Raw genomic sequence first — 19,140 nt, 5'->3', positions numbered from 1 at the left:
CTAGACATTTATGTACAGTCCTGGTCGCGCGCAGCCGACATTCGGATTTCAACGCTTTAAAGCTGTGCGCTGGGCCGTGATGAGACCCTTTCGAACCACGCCAGTGTTGCCGAGTTTTCCTGTGGAATCCGTCTTTTGATCACGCGAGCGAAGTCGACAAATACAAAGGCGGTGATATCGGCCAGAGTGAATTCTGCCCCAGCGATATAGGGGCTGTCCGCCAGTCGCCTTTCCAACAGATCGAAGAAATACCCGACCCGTGCCGCGCCCCTTTGCGCCAGCTCGGGGATCTGAACGTGATTCTCGGGGCCTGGAATCGCCCGGTCGGCGAATGCGGGATGGGCGTTGCGCAGCGTCTCAGCAATGGGCATACCTCCCTGTTGTTCGACGATGCTGTTCCACATCAAGACCAGACCCTGCTCGTCCGGGGTGCGTCCCATCAGCGGCGGCTCGGGAAACCGCGCCTCAAGATACGCGGCGATACCAAGGTTCTCGGCCAGTACCGTGCCTTCATCAGTAACCAGAACCGGAAGGGTTGCGCTTGGGTTGATCGCCCTGAACGCGTCGCCCAGCTGTTCCCCTTTGGCTATCGAGATGTCGCGGGTTTCGATCTGCAGCCCTTTTTCCGCGATGAACATGCGGGCACGGCGCGGGTTCGGGGCAGTGGAGCAATCATAAAACAGCATGGGGAAACCCTTTGGGTCAGCGGCGATAGATGAAACACCGTCCGTCAACGGCATTTATCGGCAAAGGCAGTTCGGTCAGCGTGTCGAAATACATCCGGTCGCTGGACACCATCAGCCCGCCCTCGGCCAGCAGCGGCTCTATCAGGGGTGAGACGAACCGGGCGAAGGCGTCGTTTTTTTTTCGGTTATGTCCGCCAAGGTCAGCGTGGATCAGGCTGGCGGTCGCACCAAAACGATCCAGCGCAGCAGGCAATGTCTCGCGCACATCACCCAGGATCACGCGATCTTCAGGAGGTGTCGAATCCGGGTGAGACGCCACCGCACGTTCGAACACATAGACCGGGCGGTTCTTCACGTATTGCGCCATGTGATGATAGGTGCGCCCATTGCCCAGCCCAAGTTCGAACACGGGACCCGACATTCCGCGCGTCTCGGCAATGGCGAAATCCAGGCAGGCACGTTGCGACACCATACGGTCAATGAACAGATCCAGTCGGCTTTGATCGTCGGACACGGGGAAATCTCTCCTTGATATCAGTCGACTTGTCAGATGGGGCCGACAGGTTGTTTGATGACAAATCCTCAAGACTTTGTGTAGGCAAATTGGCGTAAGTTTCACAATTCCGCGACATTTCACCCCAAGAACGGGTTTGACTAGCCCGCACCAACCGCGCGAAACTGCGACAAAAAACACGGGGAGTTGATCAAGCGAATGCCGACCTACGGCCCAACGGGTGGAATACCCGCATGACGGCGTTGTTGTCCGTCCGCGAATTGAGCATCGGATTTGGCGCGGGTGAGCCCGTTGTCAAAGGCGTCAATTTCGATGTCGAGGCCGGGCAAACGCTGGCTTTGGTAGGCGAATCCGGATCGGGCAAAACGATCTCATGCCGAGCGGCGTTAAGGATATTGCCGCGTACCGCCCAGATACGCAGCGGCACGATTACGCTGAACGATTCCAAGGGCACCGAAGACCTGACGCGGATCAGCGAAAAGCAGATGCGCGGGATTCGCGGCAACCGGATTTCAATGATCTTTCAGGAGCCGATGCGATCCCTGTCGCCCCTGCACAAGATCGGCAATCAGGTCAGCGAGGTGCTTTGGCTGCACCGTGGCGCGTCCGAAGCGCAGGCCCGCAAAGAGGTGCTGACCCAGTTCGAGCGCGTAGGCTTTCCCGATCCGCAGCGGGCTTATGATTCTTACCCGTTTGAATTGTCCGGCGGCATGCGTCAGCGCGCAATGATTGCGATGGCAATGGTGTCCAAGCCGGAACTGCTGATCGCGGATGAGCCGACCACCGCACTTGACGTGACGACACAGGCGCAGGTGCTGGGCCTGATCAAGGAATTGCAGCGCGAGACCGGGATGGCGCTGATCCTAGTCACACACGATCTGGGTGTGGTTGCCAACATGGCAGAACAGGTCGTCGTCATGCACAAGGGCCGCGTGATGGAGGCTGGCGCAGCCGCCCCCATTCTGACCGCGCCTGCGCACCCCTATACGCAGCAGTTGTTCAACGCAGCGCCCGAGATTCCGGACGAAGAATCCGTTGGCATCCCAATGCCAGACGAGGACCTGATCCTGCAGATGAAGAGCGTGTCAAAAACCTACACCATGCGCTCCAGCAAGGGCTGGCAGGGGGACAAACTGATCCATGCCTGCCGTGGCGTCGACCTGAAACTGGCACGCGGCAAGACGCTGGCCATCGTCGGCGAAAGCGGATCGGGTAAAACCACGGCGGCCCGTATCGCGTTGGGGGCCGAACCGCCAGATCCCGGCGGCGAGGTGCTGTTTCGGACCTCATCGGACGCAGACCCGATCACCGTGCATCACATGACCCGCGCTCAACGCACTGCCTTTCAGCGCAAGGCGCAAATGGTGTTTCAGGACCCCTACAGTTCGCTCAGCCCCCGGATGCGCATTCAGGACGCGATGACCGAGCCGCTGGAGATCCACAGTATCGGCACGGTGTCAGAACAGCGTGACAAGGCGGGCGAGATGTTGCAACGGGTCGGTCTGAACGCTGACATGCTGAAGCGCTACCCGCATGCCTTTTCAGGCGGTCAGCGTCAGCGCCTGTCGATCGCGCGCGCCATGATGCTGGACCCGCAACTGATTGTCTGCGACGAGCCGACCTCGGCGCTGGATGTCTCGGTTCAGGAACAGATCCTTACGCTGCTGGAAAACCTGCAGGACAGTCTGAACCTGTCCTATTTCTTCATCTCCCACGACCTTGCGGTTGTGGCGCGTATCGCCGACGAGGTCGCCGTGATGCGCCGGGGGCTGGTTATCGAACAAGCCCCGCCCGAGACGCTCTTCTACAATCCCCGCCACCCCTATACCAAGGCGCTTATTGCCGCTCAGCCAGAACCTGACATCAACCGCCCCATTGACCTGAAACTGGTTGCTTTGGGCGCAGGTTCGCCAGACAGTTGGGATGACGCCTTCCGATTTACCGACTCCGTGATACCTTCACTGGTAGAGATGGAACCCGGCCATAAGGTACGATGCCATGTTTAAGACCACTCGCCCTCTGTTTCTGGCCGCCACGCTGGCCGCTGCATGGATGCTGCCCGCCACGGCAGACACCCCCACCCCACTGGAAGGAGAATTCTGGGCAACCGAGGTAAACGCAGGCAATCTGCCCCCCGTGGCCGAACGTCTTCCCGACGAACCTCTGGTCGTCGATCTGGCCGCCAAAGGGCGCGAGTTCGGAACCCCCGGCGGCACGCTGCGCACCATGGTCACCCGGTCCAAGGACATCCGCCAGATGGTGGTCTATGGATATGCCCGGCTGGTGGGGTTCAACGAAAACTACGAACTGGTGCCCGACCTGCTGGACTCCTACGAAAGTGAAGGCAATCGTAAATTCACGCTGCATCTGCGCGAAAGACACAAATGGTCGGACGGTTCGCCCTTCACCTCCGAGGATTTCCGCTATTGGTGGGAGGATGTGGCGAATAACGAACTTCTCAGCCCCTCGGGCCCACCGGATTTTCTGATCGTCGAGGGAAAGCTGCCCACCGTATCTTTCCCGGATGAGACCACCGTCGTTTATGAGTGGGAAGACCCGAACCCCGACTTCCTGCAATCGCTGGCTCAGGCGCGTCCGCCGTTCATTTACCGGCCCTCTGCCTTTCTGAAGAAGTATCACGAGCAATACGCAGATACCGAAGAACTAGCCTTTCAGGTCAGCGACGCCCGCGTCAAAAGCTGGGCAGCGCTGCACAACAAGCTGGACAACCTCTACAAGTTCGACAATCACGAACTGCCCACGCTGCAGCCCTGGCTGAATGCCAGCTCGGGCAAGAAGATCCGACACAACTTTGTCCGAAACCCCTATTACCACCGCATCGACAGCAATGGCGTGCAACTGCCCTATATCGATGTGGTCGAAATGGAAATCGTCGCTCCCGGCCTGGTCGCGGCTAAGGCCAATGCCGGTGAAACCGACCTGCAAGGGCGTGGCCTGGCATTCCGCGATGCATCCATCCTGAAAAAGGGCGAAGAGGCCGGAAATTACAAAACACGGCTGTGGAAGACCGGTGTCGCCTCGCAGATCGCGATCTACCCGAACCTGAACTTTGCCGATGACGGCTGGCGCGAGGTTCTGCGCGATGTGCGCGTGCGCCGTGCCCTGTCGCTGGCAATTGACCGCAAGACGATCAATCAAGCGCTTTATTTCAAGCTGGCGCAACCCGGTGCGATGTCGGTTTTGCCCGCGTCCCCGTTCTATAGCGAGGAAAATGCACAGGCATGGGCCCAGTTTGACATCGAACAGGCCAACGCCATGCTGGATGAGGCCGGTCTGACCGAGCGTAACAAGAACGGCATCCGTCTGCTACCCGATGGCCGCCCGATGGAATTGATCATCGAAACCGCCGGTGAACGGCAAGAGGTCGAAAACGCACTGCAGATCGTTACAGATACGTGGCGCGAGATCGGTGTGGATCTGGTGATGCGCCCGCTGGACCGGGACATCCTGCGCAATCGCGTGTTCGCGGGCAACACCATGGCCTCGGTCTGGTTCGGCTGGGATGATGGTATCCCGCAGACCCATACTTCTCCTGCCTATCTTGCACCTACGGATCAGGTGTTTCTGGCTTGGCCCAAATGGGGTCAGTATTACCAAACCGGTGGCGATGTGGGCGAAGCACCCGATATGCCCGAGGCTGAACGGCTGATGCAATTGGCCCACGACTGGGAAGTGGCCACCACCGATGAAGAGCGCGAGGCGATCTGGACCGAGATGCTGAACATCCACGCCGACCAGCTTTTTGCCATCGGTATCCTGAACGGCGCCCCTCAGCCGGTCGTGGTCTCGAACCGCCTGCGCAATGTGCCCGAACAGGCCATGTGGGCTTGGGAGCCCGGCGCGCATTTCGGTATTCACCGGCCGGACGAGTTTTTCTTCGCCGACTGATCAGGAGCAGCTAAATGGTAATGCTGCGCTATGCAGTCTATCGCTTTTTCACGATGCTGCTGACGCTGCTGGTGGTGTCGGTGCTGATCTTTGTTATCATCAACCTACCGCCCGGCGACTACCTCAGCAACCAGATTGCGGAATTGCAGGCCTCCGGACAATCTGCCGGTGTGGCAAAGGCCGAGTTCCTGCGTGCGGAATATGCGTTGGACCGCCCCATATGGGAACAATACCTGATCTGGATGGGCTTCTGGCCCGGCCCGCACGGGTTTGAAGGTCTGCTACAGGGCAACTATGGCTGGTCTTTCGAGTTCGACCGCCCAGTCGCCGAGATCGTGGGAGATACCTTGTGGCTGACCGTTGTAGTCAACCTGGCGGCTATCCTGTTCGTTTATGCCGTCGCTCTGCCGCTGGGCGTTCTTGCTGCGGCAAAGTCGCGGACCTGGATCGACTACACCTCGGCCTTTGTTGGCTATCTTGGCCTGGCCACGCCGAACTTTCTGCTGGCGCTGATCCTGTTCTATTACGGCCACCGCTATTTCAACCTGCCCATTGGCGGTCTTATGGATCCGTCTTTCGAAGGTTTGCCAATGAGCTGGGAGAAGATGAAATCCATCCTCGTCCACCTGATTGTCCCGACTTTCGTGATCGGCACATCCGGTGCCTCGGCGATGATGCAGCGTCTGCGCGCCAATATGCTGGATGAGTTGGGCAAACCCTACGTGGAAACCGCCATCGCCAAGGGCATGGCCCCATCGCGGATGCTGACGAAATATCCGCTGCGCGTGGCCTTCAACCCATTCGTAGCCGATATCGGCAACCTGCTGCCGTCGATGGTGTCCGGCTCGGTCCTTGTCTCGGTCGTGCTGGGCCTGCAGACCATTGGCCCGACCCTGCTGACGGCGCTGAAAACGCAGGATCAGTTCTTGTCCGCCTTCATCCTGATGTTCGTGGCGCTGCTGACCCTGATCGGCACCATGATATCCGACATCCTGCTGGTCATGCTGGACCCGCGCATCCGGTATGAGGGGCGTGAAGCATGACCCAACACCCTGACGGTCGCTATGTCGACGACGCCCCCTATGACCCGGATGTCGCTCTGCAACAGCTTGAGCGTGCCGATCTGGACGCGCCCAACTGGGTGTTGGTCTGGCGCAAGTTCAAGACCCACAAACTGGGCCTGGTCTCGGGCATTTTCCTGCTGTTGTGCTACCTGATGCTGCCCTTTGCCGGCTTCATCGCGCCCTATGGGCCGAATGAACGGAACGGAGAGCACCTCTATGCCCCGCCGCAAAGCATAAGCTGGTTTCACGAGGGCGAGTTCATCGGCCCCCACGTTTATCCGATCGTGGCCGAGGCCGATCTTGAGACCTTCCAATGGAAATTCGTCCCCGACCTTGAGGACCCGCGCCCGATCAAGTTCTTCTGTGAAGGGGCCGAATACAAACTCGCCGGCCTGATCAGGTCGGACACCCACCTTTTCTGCGCGCCCGAAGGTGCGACGCTGTTCCTGTGGGGCTCGGATCGACTAGGCCGGGATGTATTCAGCCGCATCCTCTTTGGCGCGCAACTGTCGCTGACTGTGGGCCTGATCGGTATCACGGTGTCCTTCGTTCTGGGCATCTTCTTCGGCTCGATAGCCGGGTATTTCGGCGGCAAGATCGACTGGGTCATTAACCGCGTGATCGAGATCTTGCGTTCGCTGCCGGAGCTGCCCCTGTGGCTGGCCTTATCCGCCGCTGTGCCGTCTAACTGGAGCCCGGTCGCGGTGTTTTTCATCATTTCGATCATCCTCGGCATTCTCGACTGGCCCGGCCTCGCCCGATCCGTGCGCGCCAAGTTCCTTTCGCTGCGCGAAGAGGAGTACGTGCGCGCGGCCGAGATGATGGGCGCAAGTTCAGGCCGGGTGATCCGAAAACACCTGTTGCCGAACTTCATGTCTCACCTGATCGCGTCGGCAACCTTGTCGATACCGGCGATGATCCTCGGAGAAACGGCGCTCAGCTTCCTGGGTCTGGGCCTGCGGGCACCGGCGGTTAGTTGGGGTGTAATGCTGAACGACGCGCAGAATCTGGCCTCAATCGAAATCTACCCGTGGACGGCCATTCCGATGCTGCCGATCATCGTCGTGGTACTGGCCTTCAACTTCCTCGGTGATGGCCTGCGCGACAGTCTGGACCCCTATCAGCAATGAGCCTGTTCTCCGCCCTCCCCGCCGCTGACAGCTACAGGAAAACCGGCAAAGGGGCGCGGCCCAGCGCATTTGCTGTGTCGGAACTGGCCACAGCAAGTTTTGCCGCCGTGGGTCAGGAACTTGCGCGTCTTGTGGCTGCGTTGAACCTTGTGCCCAAAGCTCCCGAGGTTTTGGTCGATCACCGACTGGCCTCACTATGGTATGGGTTTTCGTTCAAGCCGGAGGGATGGGAGATGCCCAGCCTCTGGGACGCCGTGGCCGGAGACTACCCGGCCTCGGACGGCTGGATCAGGTTGCACACTAACCTGCCCCGCCACAAGGCGGCGGCGCTGAAGGTTCTCGGGGTCCCGGGCAATCGAGACGCCGTGGCACAAGCGTTGAAAGAGTGGTCGAACTCTGATCTGGAAACCGCAATTGTGGCCGAGGGCGGCGTTGCTGCTGCCATGCGCAGCCGCGCGGAATGGCTGGAGCATCCGCAGGGGCGTGCTGTGTCCCGCGACCCGCTGGTCGGCTGGCAAAATCCCAGACGCATCACGCTGCGCGACCGCCCCCAAGCCACGGCCAACCGCCCATTGGCGGGCCTGCGCGTTCTGGACCTGACGCGTGTTCTGGCGGGCCCTGTCTCAACACGAACGCTGGCGGGTTTTGGGGCTGAAGTTCTGCGCATCGACCCGCCCGGATGGGACGAACCCGGCGTCATCCCGGATATCTCTTTGGGCAAACGCTGCGCCTATCTGGACCTGAAATCGCCCGGCGGCCTGAAACAACTGCAGGACCTGCTTGCGCAGGCGGATGTCTTCGTCCACGGCTACCGCCCCGGCGCGCTGGACGCGCTTGGACTTACTAAGGTCAAACGCGATGAACTGGCCCCGAACCGGGTCGAGGTCACCTTGAACGCCTATGGCTGGCAGGGCCCTTGGTCTACCAGACGTGGGTTTGACAGCCTTGTCCAGATGAGCGCCGGGATCACGGATGCCGGCCGCGCATGGGCCAAGGCCGACAACCCCACGCCGTTGCCCGTGCAAGCGCTGGACCATGCGACGGGCTACCTTATGGCCGCAGCCGTCTTGTCAGCCTTGGCCGAGGCGGCCTCCGGCAACTCCACCATGCTCGCCCAGCTGTCACTTGCTCGCACGGCGGAGTTGCTGGCCGCACTGGCGAAATCCAAAGCCGAAGGCGACATTACGAATGCATCACCTGCCGACTATACGCAAAATGCCGAAGAGTCCGGCTGGGGAACGGGCCACCGGCTGAAACCAGCTTTGGCTGTTGGTGCCGCGCAAATGTCCTGGTCCCTCTCCGCCGCGAAGTTGGGCACATTCCAACCGACCTGGCCGTCGCTTTCAACCTGACACACCCGCCGCGCGGAACGCGCGGCTTGGCCCAACCCTTTGGGTGGTGTCTCGTCAGAGACGCGATCCAAAGGGGCAGGAGCTGCCCTTAGCGGTCATCCCCTCCAGGGCCGATGTCATCCAGATAATCTTCGTCAATCGCAGCCTGCACCGCTCCGGTCACTGCTTCACGCTGTTTCGGCGACAGGTCTTCCGGGTCTTTGCCCTCGGCCAACCGAACAGTGACCTCGCGATGGGCGAACTTGATGCCTTCACGCGCGAACAGTTCGCGGATTTCCTGATACACTTTCTTTCGCACCAGCCATTGATCGCCCGGCTTGGTCATGAACTTGACCCGGATGATCATCGCCGAATCCTGCATCTCGATCACACCCTGAGATTTCAGCGGCTGGATGAAGTTCTCGCCAATCACCGGGTCGCTCAGCAGTTCCTGACCCAACTTCTTGATCAGTTTCCGCACCTTCTCTACATCCGTGTCATAGGTCACGCGCAACGGCAGCTTCATGATCACCCAGTCGCGGGAGTAATTGGTCAGCACCTTGATTTCGCCAAACGGAATCGTATTCAGCGCGCCCAGATGGTGCCGCAGTTGGAACGACCGGACCGAAATCTTCTCGACCGTGCCTTTCACGTCGCCAATGTCGATGTACTCCCCTTTACGGAACGCATCGTCCAACAGGAAGAACGCGCCCGAAAAGATGTCCCGCACCAGCGTCTGTGAACCAAACCCTACGGCCAGACCCACGACACCGGCGCCCGCAAACAGCGGGCTGACATTGATGCCCAGTTCCATCAGCGCGATCAGCACGATGGTGACAACAACCACAGCAAGGATCGCGCCTCGGAACAGCGGCAGCAGAGTGGCCAAGCGGCTCTGCCCGCCTTCGCCACCTTCATCGCCCAGTTCCGCCTCTTCGCCCCCATCGTCGATTTCCTCAGCGATTTTCGTGTCGATCCAGATGCGGAAAAAGTGGAACAGGATATACCCGATGAACAGGATGACCATCACGTCCAAAGCCCGCCCGATCGGCAGATCCTCACTCCAGCTGGCTTCGGGGTTCCAGATTACGACAAGGGCATAGAGGCCTACCACAAAGGCCAGAATGCCAGCCACGCGACGGGCCAGATCCTCATAGGTCAGCATACTGTGCTTGCGGACCTCGGCCTCGATGGTTTCCACCGGTTCGCCGACCTCTTCCGGGTCTTCTTCTTCAGCGTTCATCTCCTCCATCTGGCGATTGCGGTCGAAGTAGCGCTCAAGCAGGTAATTCATCGCCCCATAGGCCACGACCACCGACATGAAGATCGCATAGCTGCTGGCCACGATCGGCAGCGAGTTCTCGTTTTCCAGCACCAGATCGACCGCCAGCTTGAACCAGCTGAACACGATGTAGACGATCAGAACAGGCGCCCATGCGAAGGAAATGAAGCGCACGATCCACGACACCTCATCCGGCGCCCGCCCACCGCGTATGGCGTTGGAAATGGCCCGCGCGTTGAACAGGATCATCAAGACATTGCCCAGCGCGCCGAACATCGTCAGGCCGCCGTAAACCATGGCATAGACGTTGTAGTTCAGCCCGAAATCCGCAACCCAGGTCGAAAACAAAACCACCGAGATGTCATAGGTCGCAAGCGCCGAGGCCCAGAAATACAAGCGCTTCGCATCCCGGTCGGAAAACGGTGGCAGTCTGTATTGGCTCAAATAGGGCGACAGCACCATACGCCACAGGTCGGATACCGTGCGCGACAGGAAAAACGCCGTAAAAATTGCTGTGACCGTGAACTGGATCGAGATGTCTTCGGCCTCACCAAAGAACAGAAACCCCACGATCAGGGCCATAAGCATAGCAAAGACCGTGCCGCCGATCCCCATGAAGAACCGGAACACCAAAAACGGCATCTTTTCCCGGTAGCCTTGCGGGTTTTCCTTGGATCGCGCCACAACCAGCTTTTTGGCCATGCGCTTGCCGTAAATCTCAGTAGACAGCCAGCGCCCCAGCAGCAGGAACAGGACATTCCAGAACAAGACTTCGACATAGGTCTGAATGCGGCCATCGGGACTGGTCTGGCGCAGGATGTACTGCACTTCGAAGATCGAATAGGGCAAGGCCTGCAGCCGCGACTCCATGGACTCGCGGAATTTCGAGAACCGCTCCTGCGCTTTCATCAGTTGCGAGCCTTCAGCCATCGGATCATGGGTTTCATCCGCTGTGGCGCTGGTCTGACCGCCCGACGACACGATTTGTCCCGCGCTGTCGATGACAATCACGCTGGCGCCGGCCTCAGTCGCGGCCCGAATGGCGTCGGCCAGTTCGCCCTCGGTGCTTGTGTCAGTCTCGGAACTGGAACCAGAACCGTACCCCGGAATCAATGACGTCTGCGCCGCCGCTCCGGTGACAAAGGCCGCTGCAATTGCCAAGATCAACAAGGCCATTCCAGCAAGAGATTTGAGTTTCATCGAGTTTTTCGTCCAATCCGCGTGATGCACCACAGATTACCGAAGCGCCTAAGTGTATTCAAATACTCAGCCTTTTACTTCCCAAGATCGTGTCAATTCGTGTTCCTGCTGCAATGCTCGCGACATCAGTGTTTGCAACCTTGCAAAAACTGAATATGACCAATCCGGCAAACTGGGTGGAATGACGACTTCAGGGCTTGGATACATCCGCAATTCCAAAAGCGCCGGATGTTGCCATTTCGCAATGCTTGTCGAATTTGCACAATCACGTCACCCCCTTTGGCAAGCGGCGGCAAAGAATATACGGTAACGGGTGTAAACGCGCGGATTTGCACCGAGAAACACGACAGGCGAAGGCATGAGCCTAGGAATACAAAACGACACCACCGGCCGGGCGCCGCGCATCCTTTTCTACAGCCACGATACGTTCGGATTGGGGCATCTGCGCAGGTCGCGCGCTCTGGCCGCGGCCATCACGCAGGCCAACCCCGAGGCGTCAGCCCTGATCCTGACCGGGTCCCCGGTGGCCGGTCGGTTCACCTTTCCGCGCCGGGTTGACCATGTGCGCCTGCCAGGTGTGACCAAGCGCGCCGACGGGTCCTATGCGGCCCGAACGATTGGCATGGGCATCGAAGAGGTGACCGAGCTGCGCGCAGGCCTGATCCAGACCGCCGTACAACAATTCGAGCCCGATATGCTGGTCGTCGACAAAGAGCCCACCGGTTTTCGCGGCGAACTGCTGCCAACACTGGAAAGCCTGTTGCATTCGCAACGCACCAAACTGGTGCTGGGTCTGCGCGACGTGCTTGACGAGCCCGAAGTTCTGGCCGCCGAATGGGAACGGAAAGAGGCTCTGGCAGCAACCGAGCGTTTTTATGACGAAATCTGGGTCTACGGGCTGCGTTCTATATATGACCCGACAAAGGGCCTGCCGCTCAGCCACGCGGCACAGTCGCGCATTCACTGGACGGGATACCTTCGCCGCGATCTCGGCCCGGTCGGCGAACCGCCCGAACAGCCCTATATCCTGATCACGCCGGGTGGTGGTGGTGACGGCAAGGCGATGGTGAATCTTGTCCTTTCCGCCTATGAAAAAGACCCGACCCTGTCGCCGCGCGCAGTGCTGGTCTATGGCCCCTTCCTGTCCGGTGAGCTGCGTGAAGACTTTGAGACCCGCGTTGCCGCACTGAACGGGCGGGTGACCGCCGTTGGCTTTGAATCCCAGATCGAAACGCTGTTTGCCGGGGCCGCCGGAGTGGTGTGCATGGGCGGCTACAACACGTTCTGCGAGGTTCTGTCCTTTGACAAACGTGCTGTGATCGTGCCCCGCACAACGCCGCGGCTGGAGCAGTGGATTCGCGCTTCGCGGGCCGAAGGTCTGGGCCTCGTCCAGATGCTGGACGAAAACCGGGACGGTCTGACCCCGGATGCAATGATACAGGCGATCCGCAGCCTCCCAAATCAACCTCTGCCATCGCAGGCCATCCAAGGCGGTTTGCTGGACGGGTTGGATTACGTCATCGACCGGGTCGATACCCTGCTGAGCCGGGAACAGAAACGGGCCACCGGATGACAACACCTCAGCCGAAACTGGCGGTGCTGGTCAAGGGATGGCCGCGCCTGTCCGAGACGTTCATCGCGCAGGAACTTGTCGCCCTGCAGGAAGCCGGGCACAGCTTTGACATCTGGTCGCTGCGCCACCCGACCGATGTGAAACGGCATCCGCTGCATGACCAGTTCCGGGGTCAGGTGCGCTACCTGCCCGAATACCTTTACGAAGAACCCCAGCGCGTCTGGGCTGCGCGCCGTGCAGCACAAACTTTGCCCGGGTATGCCGAGGCCTACCGGGTCTGGCGCGCCGATCTGCGCCGTGATCCGACCCATAACCGGATCCGCCGCTTTGGTCAGGCCTGCGTTCTGGCCGCCGAATTGCCCGAAGCGACGCAGGTGATGTACGCGCATTTCATGCACACACCGTCCTCGGTTGCGCGGTACGCCGCCATCATGCGTGGCCTGCCGTGGAGCTTTTCGGCCCACGCCAAAGACATCTGGACCTCTCCCGAATGGGAAAAGACCGAGAAACTGCAGGCGCAGACACATGGCGCGGCCTTTGGCGCGACATGCACCGCCATCGGGGCTGAACATCTGCGCAGTTTGGCCGATGATCCGGCACGGGTTGACCTGATCTATCACGGGCTGGACCTGGCCCGTTTCCCCGCCCCGCCAGACCGCGCCCAGCGCAGTCCGGAGGCACCGTTTCATATGCTGTCGGTTGGTCGTCTGGTCGAGAAGAAGGGGTTCGACCGCCTGATTGACGCTTTTGCCATGCTGCCTGACATGCTGGACTGGCATTGGACCCATATCGGTGGCGGTACACTCGGCGACACCCTGCGCGCCCGGGCCGAGGCTGCGGGGGTATCGCATCGGATCACGTGGAAAGGAGCTTGTGACCAACCCGAAGTGATCGCGGCGATGCGCACGTCCGACCTGTTCGTGCTGCCCAGCCGGATTGCCAATGACGGAGACCGCGACGGGCTGCCCAACGTGCTGATGGAGGCGGCGTCGCAACTGTTGCCGATCCTGTCGACGCCAGTGTCGGCCATTCCCGAGTTTATCAAAACGGGCACCCAAGGCGTCTTGTCAGACGACGACCCAGCCGCGCTGGCCACGGCCATCACCAACATGGCCGCAACGCCCGGGCAAACCGCAGCGATGGCCACCGCCGCCTATAACCGCCTGATCGCCGAGTTTCGCATGGACCCCGGCATCGCCCGCCTGTCAGAACGGCTGCGCGCGCTGGGTGCGGACACGGTCTGATGGCAAGGATCGCCTTCTACACGCCAATGAAAGCGCCCGACAGCCCGGTGCCGTCGGGGGATCGTGAGATGGCGCGCAACCTGATGCAGGCGATTGGAGCACAAAGCGACACGGTAGAACTGGCCTCGCGGTTGCGCGTCTATGACAAGGTTGGGGACACGCAAATACAGGCTGCGTTGCGCGCAGAAGCCGACACCGAGGTTCAGCGATTGATCGATGACCTACCCACGGACACCGCGCTTTGGGTGACCTACCATAACTATTACAAGGCGCCGGACCTGCTGGGCCCGCGCATCTGCAAGTCCCGGAACATTCCCTATGTACAGCTGGAAAGCACCCGCGCAACCAGCCGTCTGAACGGCCCCTGGGCCGGGTTTGCCCAATTCGCGCATGACGCCTGCGATGCGGCACAGGTGATCTTCTACCATACCGCCAATGATCTGATCACGCTGGAACGGGAACGAAACGGGGCACAGCGCCTTATAGAGCTGCCGCCTTTCCTACCCTTGTCGGAACTGCCACCAGCCTCAACCTGCGATGGTCCGATGCTGACAGTGGGCATGATGCGGCACGGCGACAAACTGGCGTCCTATTCCCTTCTTGCGCAAACGCTCGCGCTTCTGTCTGGGGACTGGGCACTGAATATCGCGGGTGATGGCCCCGCCCGATCCGAGGTTGAGGCGCTGATGGCCCCGTTCGGTGCAAAGGTTCGGTTTCTGGGCCAGTGCGACCGCGACACGCTGCAGGCTCTCTACACCAAGGCTTCCCTACTGGTCTGGCCCGGTGTCAACGAAGCCTATGGCATGATCTACCTTGAGGCACAGGCCAGCGGTGTGCCGGTTGTCGCTCAGGACCGACCGGGCGTGCGGGACGTGCTCGTCCCATCAGACTACCCCAACGTGGATGCAGGGCCAAAGGGGCTGGCCGCGCGGCTTCACGCTTTGTTGAGCAACCGGCGCCTCCGTCTGACGCTGGGGGCTGACGCCCGCATACGGATGGCCGAACGCCACCTGATGGCAGCAGCCACCGACCGGTTCTGGCAGGCCGCCCGCCCCTTGGTGGAGGCTACTCGATGACCCGGCTGGCCTTGCTGAGACATGGACACACGCACTGGAACCGCGCGGGTCGCATTCAGGGGCGTAGTGACATTCCGCTGGATGATGACGCCCGGACTGAACTTGCCGCCACACACCTACCCGCCCCGTGGCACCGCGCAACCCTCTGGTCCAGCCCGTTGCAGCGGGCCAGTGAAACCGCCCGCCTTGTCGCCGGGCGCGATCCGCTGACTTCGGATGCGTTGACCGAGATGAACTGGGGCGATTGGGAAGGTCTGCGCGGAATCGATTTGATTGCCGACCCCAACAGTGGCTACCGCCACATCGAGGACTGGGGATGGGAGTACTGCCCACCAAGTGGTGAGACCCCGGCCGAGGTTTGGGAACGACTGCAGCCCTGGTTGAACGGGTTGACGGGCGACACAGTTGCAGTCTGCCATATCGGCATCATGCGAGTCATTCTGGCCCGCGCCTGGGGTTGGAATTTCGACGGTCCTGCCCCCTTTAAAATCAAGCGCAACCGCCTGTATATCGTCGATTTGTCAAATATGGCGCCTTTGCCCGACCCCATCCGCCTGATCAGGCCCGAGGCCTCCTCATGAAGGTCATGATTGTTGTCACTCATCTGCTGGGCACCGGGCATCTGAGCCGTGCCCTGACACTGGGCCGGGCTTTTATACGCACGGGGCACGAGACTTTTGTTGTTTCGGGCGGGATGCCCGCACCGCAGCTGGACAGTTCTGGCATGACCCTGCTGGGGCTGCCGCCGCTCCGCTCAGATGGTACCGATTTCACTCGTCATCTGACACAGAGCGGTAACGTGGCAGACCGGGCCTATCTGGCGGCACGCGAAACCGCGCTGGTCGAAGCCGTGCGGAGTTTTGCACCGGACATTCTGATCACCGAGCTGTTTCCTTTTGGCCGCCGATCCTTGTCTTCCGAGTTCACCGCTGCGCTTGAGGCCGCACACAACCTGCCACGCCGTCCGGTCATTCTGGGATCAGTCCGGGACATTCTGGCACCGCCTTCGAAACCGTCGAAAGCAGAACGCGCGGAAGAAATTGTGTGCGGGTACTTTGACGGCATCCTCGTCCATTCCGATCCCAACCTTGTTCCGCTGGAGGTCAGTTGGCCCGTGACCGAGCGGTTGCGCGAGCGGTTGTTCTATACCGGTTTTGTCGCCCCCGAAGCCCCCGCGCCGCACCCCGATGCGGGCGGCAAGAACGAGGTTCTGGTCAGCGCGGGTGGCGGATCAGTTGGCCTGCCAATCTTTCGCGCATCCATCGAGGCCGCCCAAAAGATGTCAAACAGGCGCTGGCGCCTGTTGGTGGGCGGCCAGGACGCACCCGCACGCATTGAGCAGTTGCAACAGGTGGTCGGCAATGCCCCGGTTACCCTTGAACCGGTGCGCCCCGATTTCCGGCAGATGCTGCCCCTTGCTGCGGCTTCAGTCTCCATGTGCGGCTACAATACCGCGCTGGACATCCTGCAATCGGGAACACCTGCCGTGTTCATTCCCTTTGACGATGGCAAAGAGGTCGAGCAAAGCTTGCGCGGGCAGAGCCTCTCGGACCTGTCCGCCATCGAGGTATTACCCAGCAAGAAGCTGGATGGCACGGCTTTGGCGCAGGCTGTTGCGGCGGTCATGTCCGATGGCCCGCGCGCAATACCTTCCGAGGGCTTTGACGGAGCCGCCAGATCAGTTGAGATCGCATGTTCTTTGAAAGAGCAAGCATGATAATCGACTGGCATCCTTTAGAAACCGAGTTGGACGTCTGGCAGGGGCAGGGTCTGACCCTGCCCCTGTGGTGGCGCGATGATGACGCGGTATCAGCAACACCGCAGCTTGGAACACTGTCAGAACTGTCCCGGTCGCTCGGTCTGCCCGTCCACCTTGCGATCATCCCCCGCGATGCCGATGCGGGGTTGGTGGAATATGTCCGGAAGCGCAACACGCTGGTTCCGGTTGTGCATGGCTGGGCACATCAAAACCATGCACCGCCAGACGAAAAGAAATCCGAGTTCCGGCTGCACAGACCTATGCCGGATATCCTTGCCGATGCGCGCGCAGGATTTGAACGACTGAACGCGCTGGTCGGAGACAGGCTGTGCCCGGTCTTCGTGCCTCCGTGGAACCGGATCGCACCGGAGGTGGTTCATGAATTGCCGACCCTGGGCTATCGCGTTGTCTCAACTGCAACACCACGCAAAGCACGAATGCCCGCGCCCGGTTTCGAGCAGATCAATACCCATCTGGACCCGATAGATTGGCGCGGAACGCGGCGGCTGGTTGCGCCGGAAAAATTGATCACCCAAACGGTCGACCTTTTGCGGGACCGCCGCAAAGGACGAACTGACAACGCCGAACCTTTCGGTGTACTGACCCATCATCTGGTCCATGACTCCGATATCTGGACCTTTACCGAAGACTTGCTGCGCAGGCTTCTGGACGGCCCCGGTTTTGCCTGGACCTTGCCTGCTAACACATCAACCGGAGACCCCGAATGAGCCGACTGGATTCCATGCTGCGCCGCCTGACTGCGCAACGCGACGGGCTGAACTGGGCTGTCGCTCAGATCAGCGAGATGGAGGGTGACGTTCTGGACATGGGGCTGGGCAACGGCCGCACTTATGATCACCTGCGGGAAATTCTGCCAAAGCGGCGCATCTGGGTGATGGACCGGGTGTTGCAATGCCACCCCTCCAGTACACCTCCGGCCGAGAATTTCCTGCAGGGCGAAGCAGAACCCATGCTGGAGAAACTGGCCGCTGGCGGGGCCAAGATCGCGTTGGCGCATTATGACTTCGGGCGCGGTATCAAGGAAGAGGACGTTGCCGAGGCCGCACGCCTCAGCCCTTTGATCGCGCAGGTGATGCGGCCCGGGGGGTTGCTGATCTCGGGTCAGCCCCTAGTGGGTTTCGAACAGATCAGTGGCCCGGACACTATAGCGCCGGACCGGTATCTTTTCTATCGCGCCTGATCAGGCCACGCGACGTCCGCGTGACCAGACACCGTTCAACGCGGGCGCGCCTTCGCGCATACGGAAGCGGATGACGTCTGCCCGCGCGCCTTGACGCAACTCTCCGCGGTCTTCCAGCCCGACAACGCGCGCCGGGGTCTTGGTCACGGTCCGCAGACCGCGCGCCATATCGCCCCACCTCTCGCCCAGACGTGCCGCCGACAACAGCAGAGCTGCCGGAACGTAGTCCGACGATAGAATATCGAGATGACCCAGATCGGCCAACTCATGCGCGGCCACATTACCAGAATGCGATCCGCCCCGGATCACGTTGGGGGCTCCCATCATCACCTTGATGCCGTGATCGTGGCAGGCACGGGCAGCTTCGACCGTGGTGGGGAACTCGGCCAGACGAATACCGTGACTGGCGGACACCGCCACTTGTTCCTGCGTGGTGTCGTCATGGCTGGCCAGCATCGCGCCGAAACGCTGTGCTGCCTTGACGGTTTCAACCTCGTGCCGGTCGCCATACCGGTCGCGCAGTGCCTTGAGCTGTGCGACATGCTGCAGGAAATCGTCGTCTGTCATGCCGTGCTTGCCCTTCATATAGGCCTCAAGCTGCGACATATTCCGAAACTGCCGCTGCCCCGGCGTGTGGTCCATCAGTGACACCAGCCCCACACGATCTTCGGGGCCAAATTCGTCCAGCTCAGCCACCAATGTTTCAGAACAGACTTCGGCCCGCAGATGCAGAAAGTGGCTGATCTTCAGCGCGTCCTGTTCGCGCAGCTGCCAAAGCTCGCGGGATAGATCGCGGGCGTATTTCCTGTAACGGTTGCCGCTGGGGATTGAACCGATGCGCATCGCATCGAAGACCGTCGTGATCCCGGTGCTGGCCAATTCGGCGTCATGAGCCAGAATCGCCGCCGCATGAGGCCAGTCGACCCTGGGGCGCGGCTGGATGTGACGCTCAAGATTGTCCGTATGCAGCTCGACCAGTCCGGGGCTGACAAAATCGCCGCCGCAATCGACCGCCCCCGCTGGAACGGCGCGACCCGTGGCAACATCGGCAATGATGTCACCCACGATCCGCACGCTGCCCGTAACGGTCTCATCCGGAAGAACAAGCGTGGCATTGGCAAGGATCATTTCTTCTGTCATCTGAACTTCACACGTTCTGAGCTATTGGGAA

16 protein-coding genes are annotated in these 19,140 nt (G+C 60.5%); 12 read left to right on the top strand and 4 right to left on the bottom strand.

The window, feature by feature from the left end; genetic code table 11:
- Window positions 1–56 precede the first annotated feature (56 nt).
- Entirely contained in the window at window positions 57–686 is a 630-nt protein-coding gene (locus ACR0IM_RS14855) for a glutathione S-transferase family protein (RefSeq protein ID WP_480682403.1), read from the bottom strand.
- Between the two features lie 16 nt (window positions 687–702).
- The gene (locus ACR0IM_RS14850; RefSeq protein ID WP_480593764.1) at window positions 703–1,200 is read right to left on the bottom strand and encodes a class I SAM-dependent methyltransferase; all 498 of its coding nucleotides are present in this window, start codon (window positions 1,198–1,200) and stop codon (window positions 703–705) included.
- Window positions 1,201–1,433: 233 nt separating this feature from the next.
- On the opposite strand from ACR0IM_RS14850, the gene ACR0IM_RS14845 reads away from it, so the two are divergent.
- The 5 genes from ACR0IM_RS14845 to ACR0IM_RS14825 are packed head-to-tail and all read left to right on the top strand — an operon-like array spanning window position 1,434 to window position 8,655.
- Complete coding sequence (locus ACR0IM_RS14845; RefSeq protein WP_480682402.1) at window positions 1,434–3,206, top strand: ABC transporter ATP-binding protein; 1,773 nt, start codon at window positions 1,434–1,436, stop codon at window positions 3,204–3,206.
- A complete protein-coding gene (locus ACR0IM_RS14840; RefSeq protein WP_480682401.1) occupies window positions 3,199–5,109 on the top strand; it encodes an ABC transporter substrate-binding protein in 1,911 nt (636 codons plus the stop codon). The genes ACR0IM_RS14845 and ACR0IM_RS14840 overlap by 8 nt, the downstream gene beginning before the upstream one ends.
- 14 nt (window positions 5,110–5,123) lie before the next feature.
- A complete protein-coding gene (locus ACR0IM_RS14835) occupies window positions 5,124–6,152 on the top strand; it encodes an ABC transporter permease (protein WP_480593767.1) in 1,029 nt (342 codons plus the stop codon).
- Window positions 6,149–7,303, top strand: a complete 1,155-nt coding sequence (locus ACR0IM_RS14830; protein WP_480593768.1) for an ABC transporter permease — start codon at window positions 6,149–6,151, stop codon at window positions 7,301–7,303. The genes ACR0IM_RS14835 and ACR0IM_RS14830 overlap by 4 nt, the downstream gene beginning before the upstream one ends.
- Window positions 7,300–8,655: a CoA transferase gene (locus ACR0IM_RS14825; protein WP_480682400.1), complete on the top strand. Its 1,356-nt coding sequence runs from the start codon at window positions 7,300–7,302 to the stop codon at window positions 8,653–8,655. Before ACR0IM_RS14830 ends, ACR0IM_RS14825 begins: the two co-directional genes overlap by 4 nt.
- A gap of 88 nt (window positions 8,656–8,743) precedes the next feature.
- Here the strand turns inward: ACR0IM_RS14825 and ACR0IM_RS14820 are convergent, their stop codons facing one another.
- Window positions 8,744–11,116, bottom strand: a complete 2,373-nt coding sequence (locus tag ACR0IM_RS14820) for a mechanosensitive ion channel domain-containing protein (protein ID WP_480682399.1) — start codon at window positions 11,114–11,116, stop codon at window positions 8,744–8,746.
- Window positions 11,117–11,474: 358 nt separating this feature from the next.
- On the opposite strand from ACR0IM_RS14820, the gene ACR0IM_RS14815 reads away from it, so the two are divergent.
- From ACR0IM_RS14815 to ACR0IM_RS14785, 7 genes are read left to right on the top strand one after another with little or no spacing between them, the layout of a single operon-like run.
- Window positions 11,475–12,689 carry a glycosyltransferase family protein gene (locus ACR0IM_RS14815; protein WP_480642418.1) on the top strand — a complete coding sequence of 405 codons (1,215 nt, stop codon included), beginning with the start codon at window positions 11,475–11,477 and terminating at the stop codon, window positions 12,687–12,689.
- A complete protein-coding gene (locus ACR0IM_RS14810) occupies window positions 12,686–13,933 on the top strand; it encodes a glycosyltransferase family 4 protein (RefSeq protein WP_480682398.1) in 1,248 nt (415 codons plus the stop codon). The genes ACR0IM_RS14815 and ACR0IM_RS14810 overlap by 4 nt, the downstream gene beginning before the upstream one ends.
- A complete protein-coding gene (locus tag ACR0IM_RS14805) occupies window positions 13,933–15,009 on the top strand; it encodes a glycosyltransferase family 4 protein (RefSeq protein WP_480682397.1) in 1,077 nt (358 codons plus the stop codon). Before ACR0IM_RS14810 ends, ACR0IM_RS14805 begins: the two co-directional genes overlap by 1 nt.
- On the top strand, window positions 15,006–15,590 hold the full coding sequence (locus tag ACR0IM_RS14800) for a histidine phosphatase family protein (protein ID WP_480642422.1): 585 nt from the start codon (window positions 15,006–15,008) through the stop codon (window positions 15,588–15,590). Before ACR0IM_RS14805 ends, ACR0IM_RS14800 begins: the two co-directional genes overlap by 4 nt.
- Entirely contained in the window at window positions 15,587–16,726 is a 1,140-nt protein-coding gene (locus tag ACR0IM_RS14795; RefSeq protein ID WP_480682396.1) for a glycosyltransferase family protein, read from the top strand. Before ACR0IM_RS14800 ends, ACR0IM_RS14795 begins: the two co-directional genes overlap by 4 nt.
- Window positions 16,723–17,496 (top strand): polysaccharide deacetylase family protein, encoded by a 774-nt coding sequence (locus ACR0IM_RS14790; RefSeq protein WP_480682395.1) that lies wholly within the window; start codon window positions 16,723–16,725, stop codon window positions 17,494–17,496. The genes ACR0IM_RS14795 and ACR0IM_RS14790 overlap by 4 nt, the downstream gene beginning before the upstream one ends.
- On the top strand, window positions 17,493–17,969 hold the full coding sequence (locus tag ACR0IM_RS14785; RefSeq protein ID WP_480642425.1) for a class I SAM-dependent methyltransferase: 477 nt from the start codon (window positions 17,493–17,495) through the stop codon (window positions 17,967–17,969). Before ACR0IM_RS14790 ends, ACR0IM_RS14785 begins: the two co-directional genes overlap by 4 nt.
- Here ACR0IM_RS14785 and ACR0IM_RS14780 read toward each other — a convergent pair whose 3' ends face one another.
- Entirely contained in the window at window positions 17,970–19,109 is a 1,140-nt protein-coding gene (locus tag ACR0IM_RS14780) for an alpha-D-ribose 1-methylphosphonate 5-triphosphate diphosphatase (RefSeq protein WP_480682394.1), read from the bottom strand.
- Window positions 19,110–19,140 lie beyond the last annotated feature (31 nt).

This window comes from Ruegeria sp. BF6 (assembly GCF_056538665.1).
This window is presented reverse-complemented; position numbering and strand designations above follow the sequence as displayed.

Excerpts from the sequence above, each read along its gene's own strand:
- ACR0IM_RS14855 (WP_480682403.1), bottom strand. The coding sequence starts at position 686 with ATGCTGTTTTATGATTGCTCCACTGCCCCGAACCCGCGCCGTGCCCGC.
- ACR0IM_RS14845 (WP_480682402.1), top strand. The coding sequence starts at position 1,434 with ATGACGGCGTTGTTGTCCGTCCGCGAATTGAGCATCGGATTTGGCGCG.
- ACR0IM_RS14840 (WP_480682401.1), top strand. The coding sequence starts at position 3,199 with ATGTTTAAGACCACTCGCCCTCTGTTTCTGGCCGCCACGCTGGCCGCT.
- ACR0IM_RS14835 (WP_480593767.1), top strand. The coding sequence starts at position 5,124 with ATGGTAATGCTGCGCTATGCAGTCTATCGCTTTTTCACGATGCTGCTG.
- ACR0IM_RS14830 (WP_480593768.1), top strand. The coding sequence starts at position 6,149 with ATGACCCAACACCCTGACGGTCGCTATGTCGACGACGCCCCCTATGAC.
- ACR0IM_RS14825 (WP_480682400.1), top strand. The coding sequence starts at position 7,300 with ATGAGCCTGTTCTCCGCCCTCCCCGCCGCTGACAGCTACAGGAAAACC.
- ACR0IM_RS14820 (WP_480682399.1), bottom strand. The coding sequence starts at position 11,116 with ATGAAACTCAAATCTCTTGCTGGAATGGCCTTGTTGATCTTGGCAATT.
- ACR0IM_RS14815 (WP_480642418.1), top strand. The coding sequence starts at position 11,475 with ATGAGCCTAGGAATACAAAACGACACCACCGGCCGGGCGCCGCGCATC.
- ACR0IM_RS14810 (WP_480682398.1), top strand. The coding sequence starts at position 12,686 with ATGACAACACCTCAGCCGAAACTGGCGGTGCTGGTCAAGGGATGGCCG.
- ACR0IM_RS14805 (WP_480682397.1), top strand. The coding sequence starts at position 13,933 with ATGGCAAGGATCGCCTTCTACACGCCAATGAAAGCGCCCGACAGCCCG.
- ACR0IM_RS14800 (WP_480642422.1), top strand. The coding sequence starts at position 15,006 with ATGACCCGGCTGGCCTTGCTGAGACATGGACACACGCACTGGAACCGC.
- ACR0IM_RS14795 (WP_480682396.1), top strand. The coding sequence starts at position 15,587 with ATGAAGGTCATGATTGTTGTCACTCATCTGCTGGGCACCGGGCATCTG.
- ACR0IM_RS14790 (WP_480682395.1), top strand. The coding sequence starts at position 16,723 with ATGATAATCGACTGGCATCCTTTAGAAACCGAGTTGGACGTCTGGCAG.
- ACR0IM_RS14785 (WP_480642425.1), top strand. The coding sequence starts at position 17,493 with ATGAGCCGACTGGATTCCATGCTGCGCCGCCTGACTGCGCAACGCGAC.
- ACR0IM_RS14780 (WP_480682394.1), bottom strand. The coding sequence starts at position 19,109 with ATGACAGAAGAAATGATCCTTGCCAATGCCACGCTTGTTCTTCCGGAT.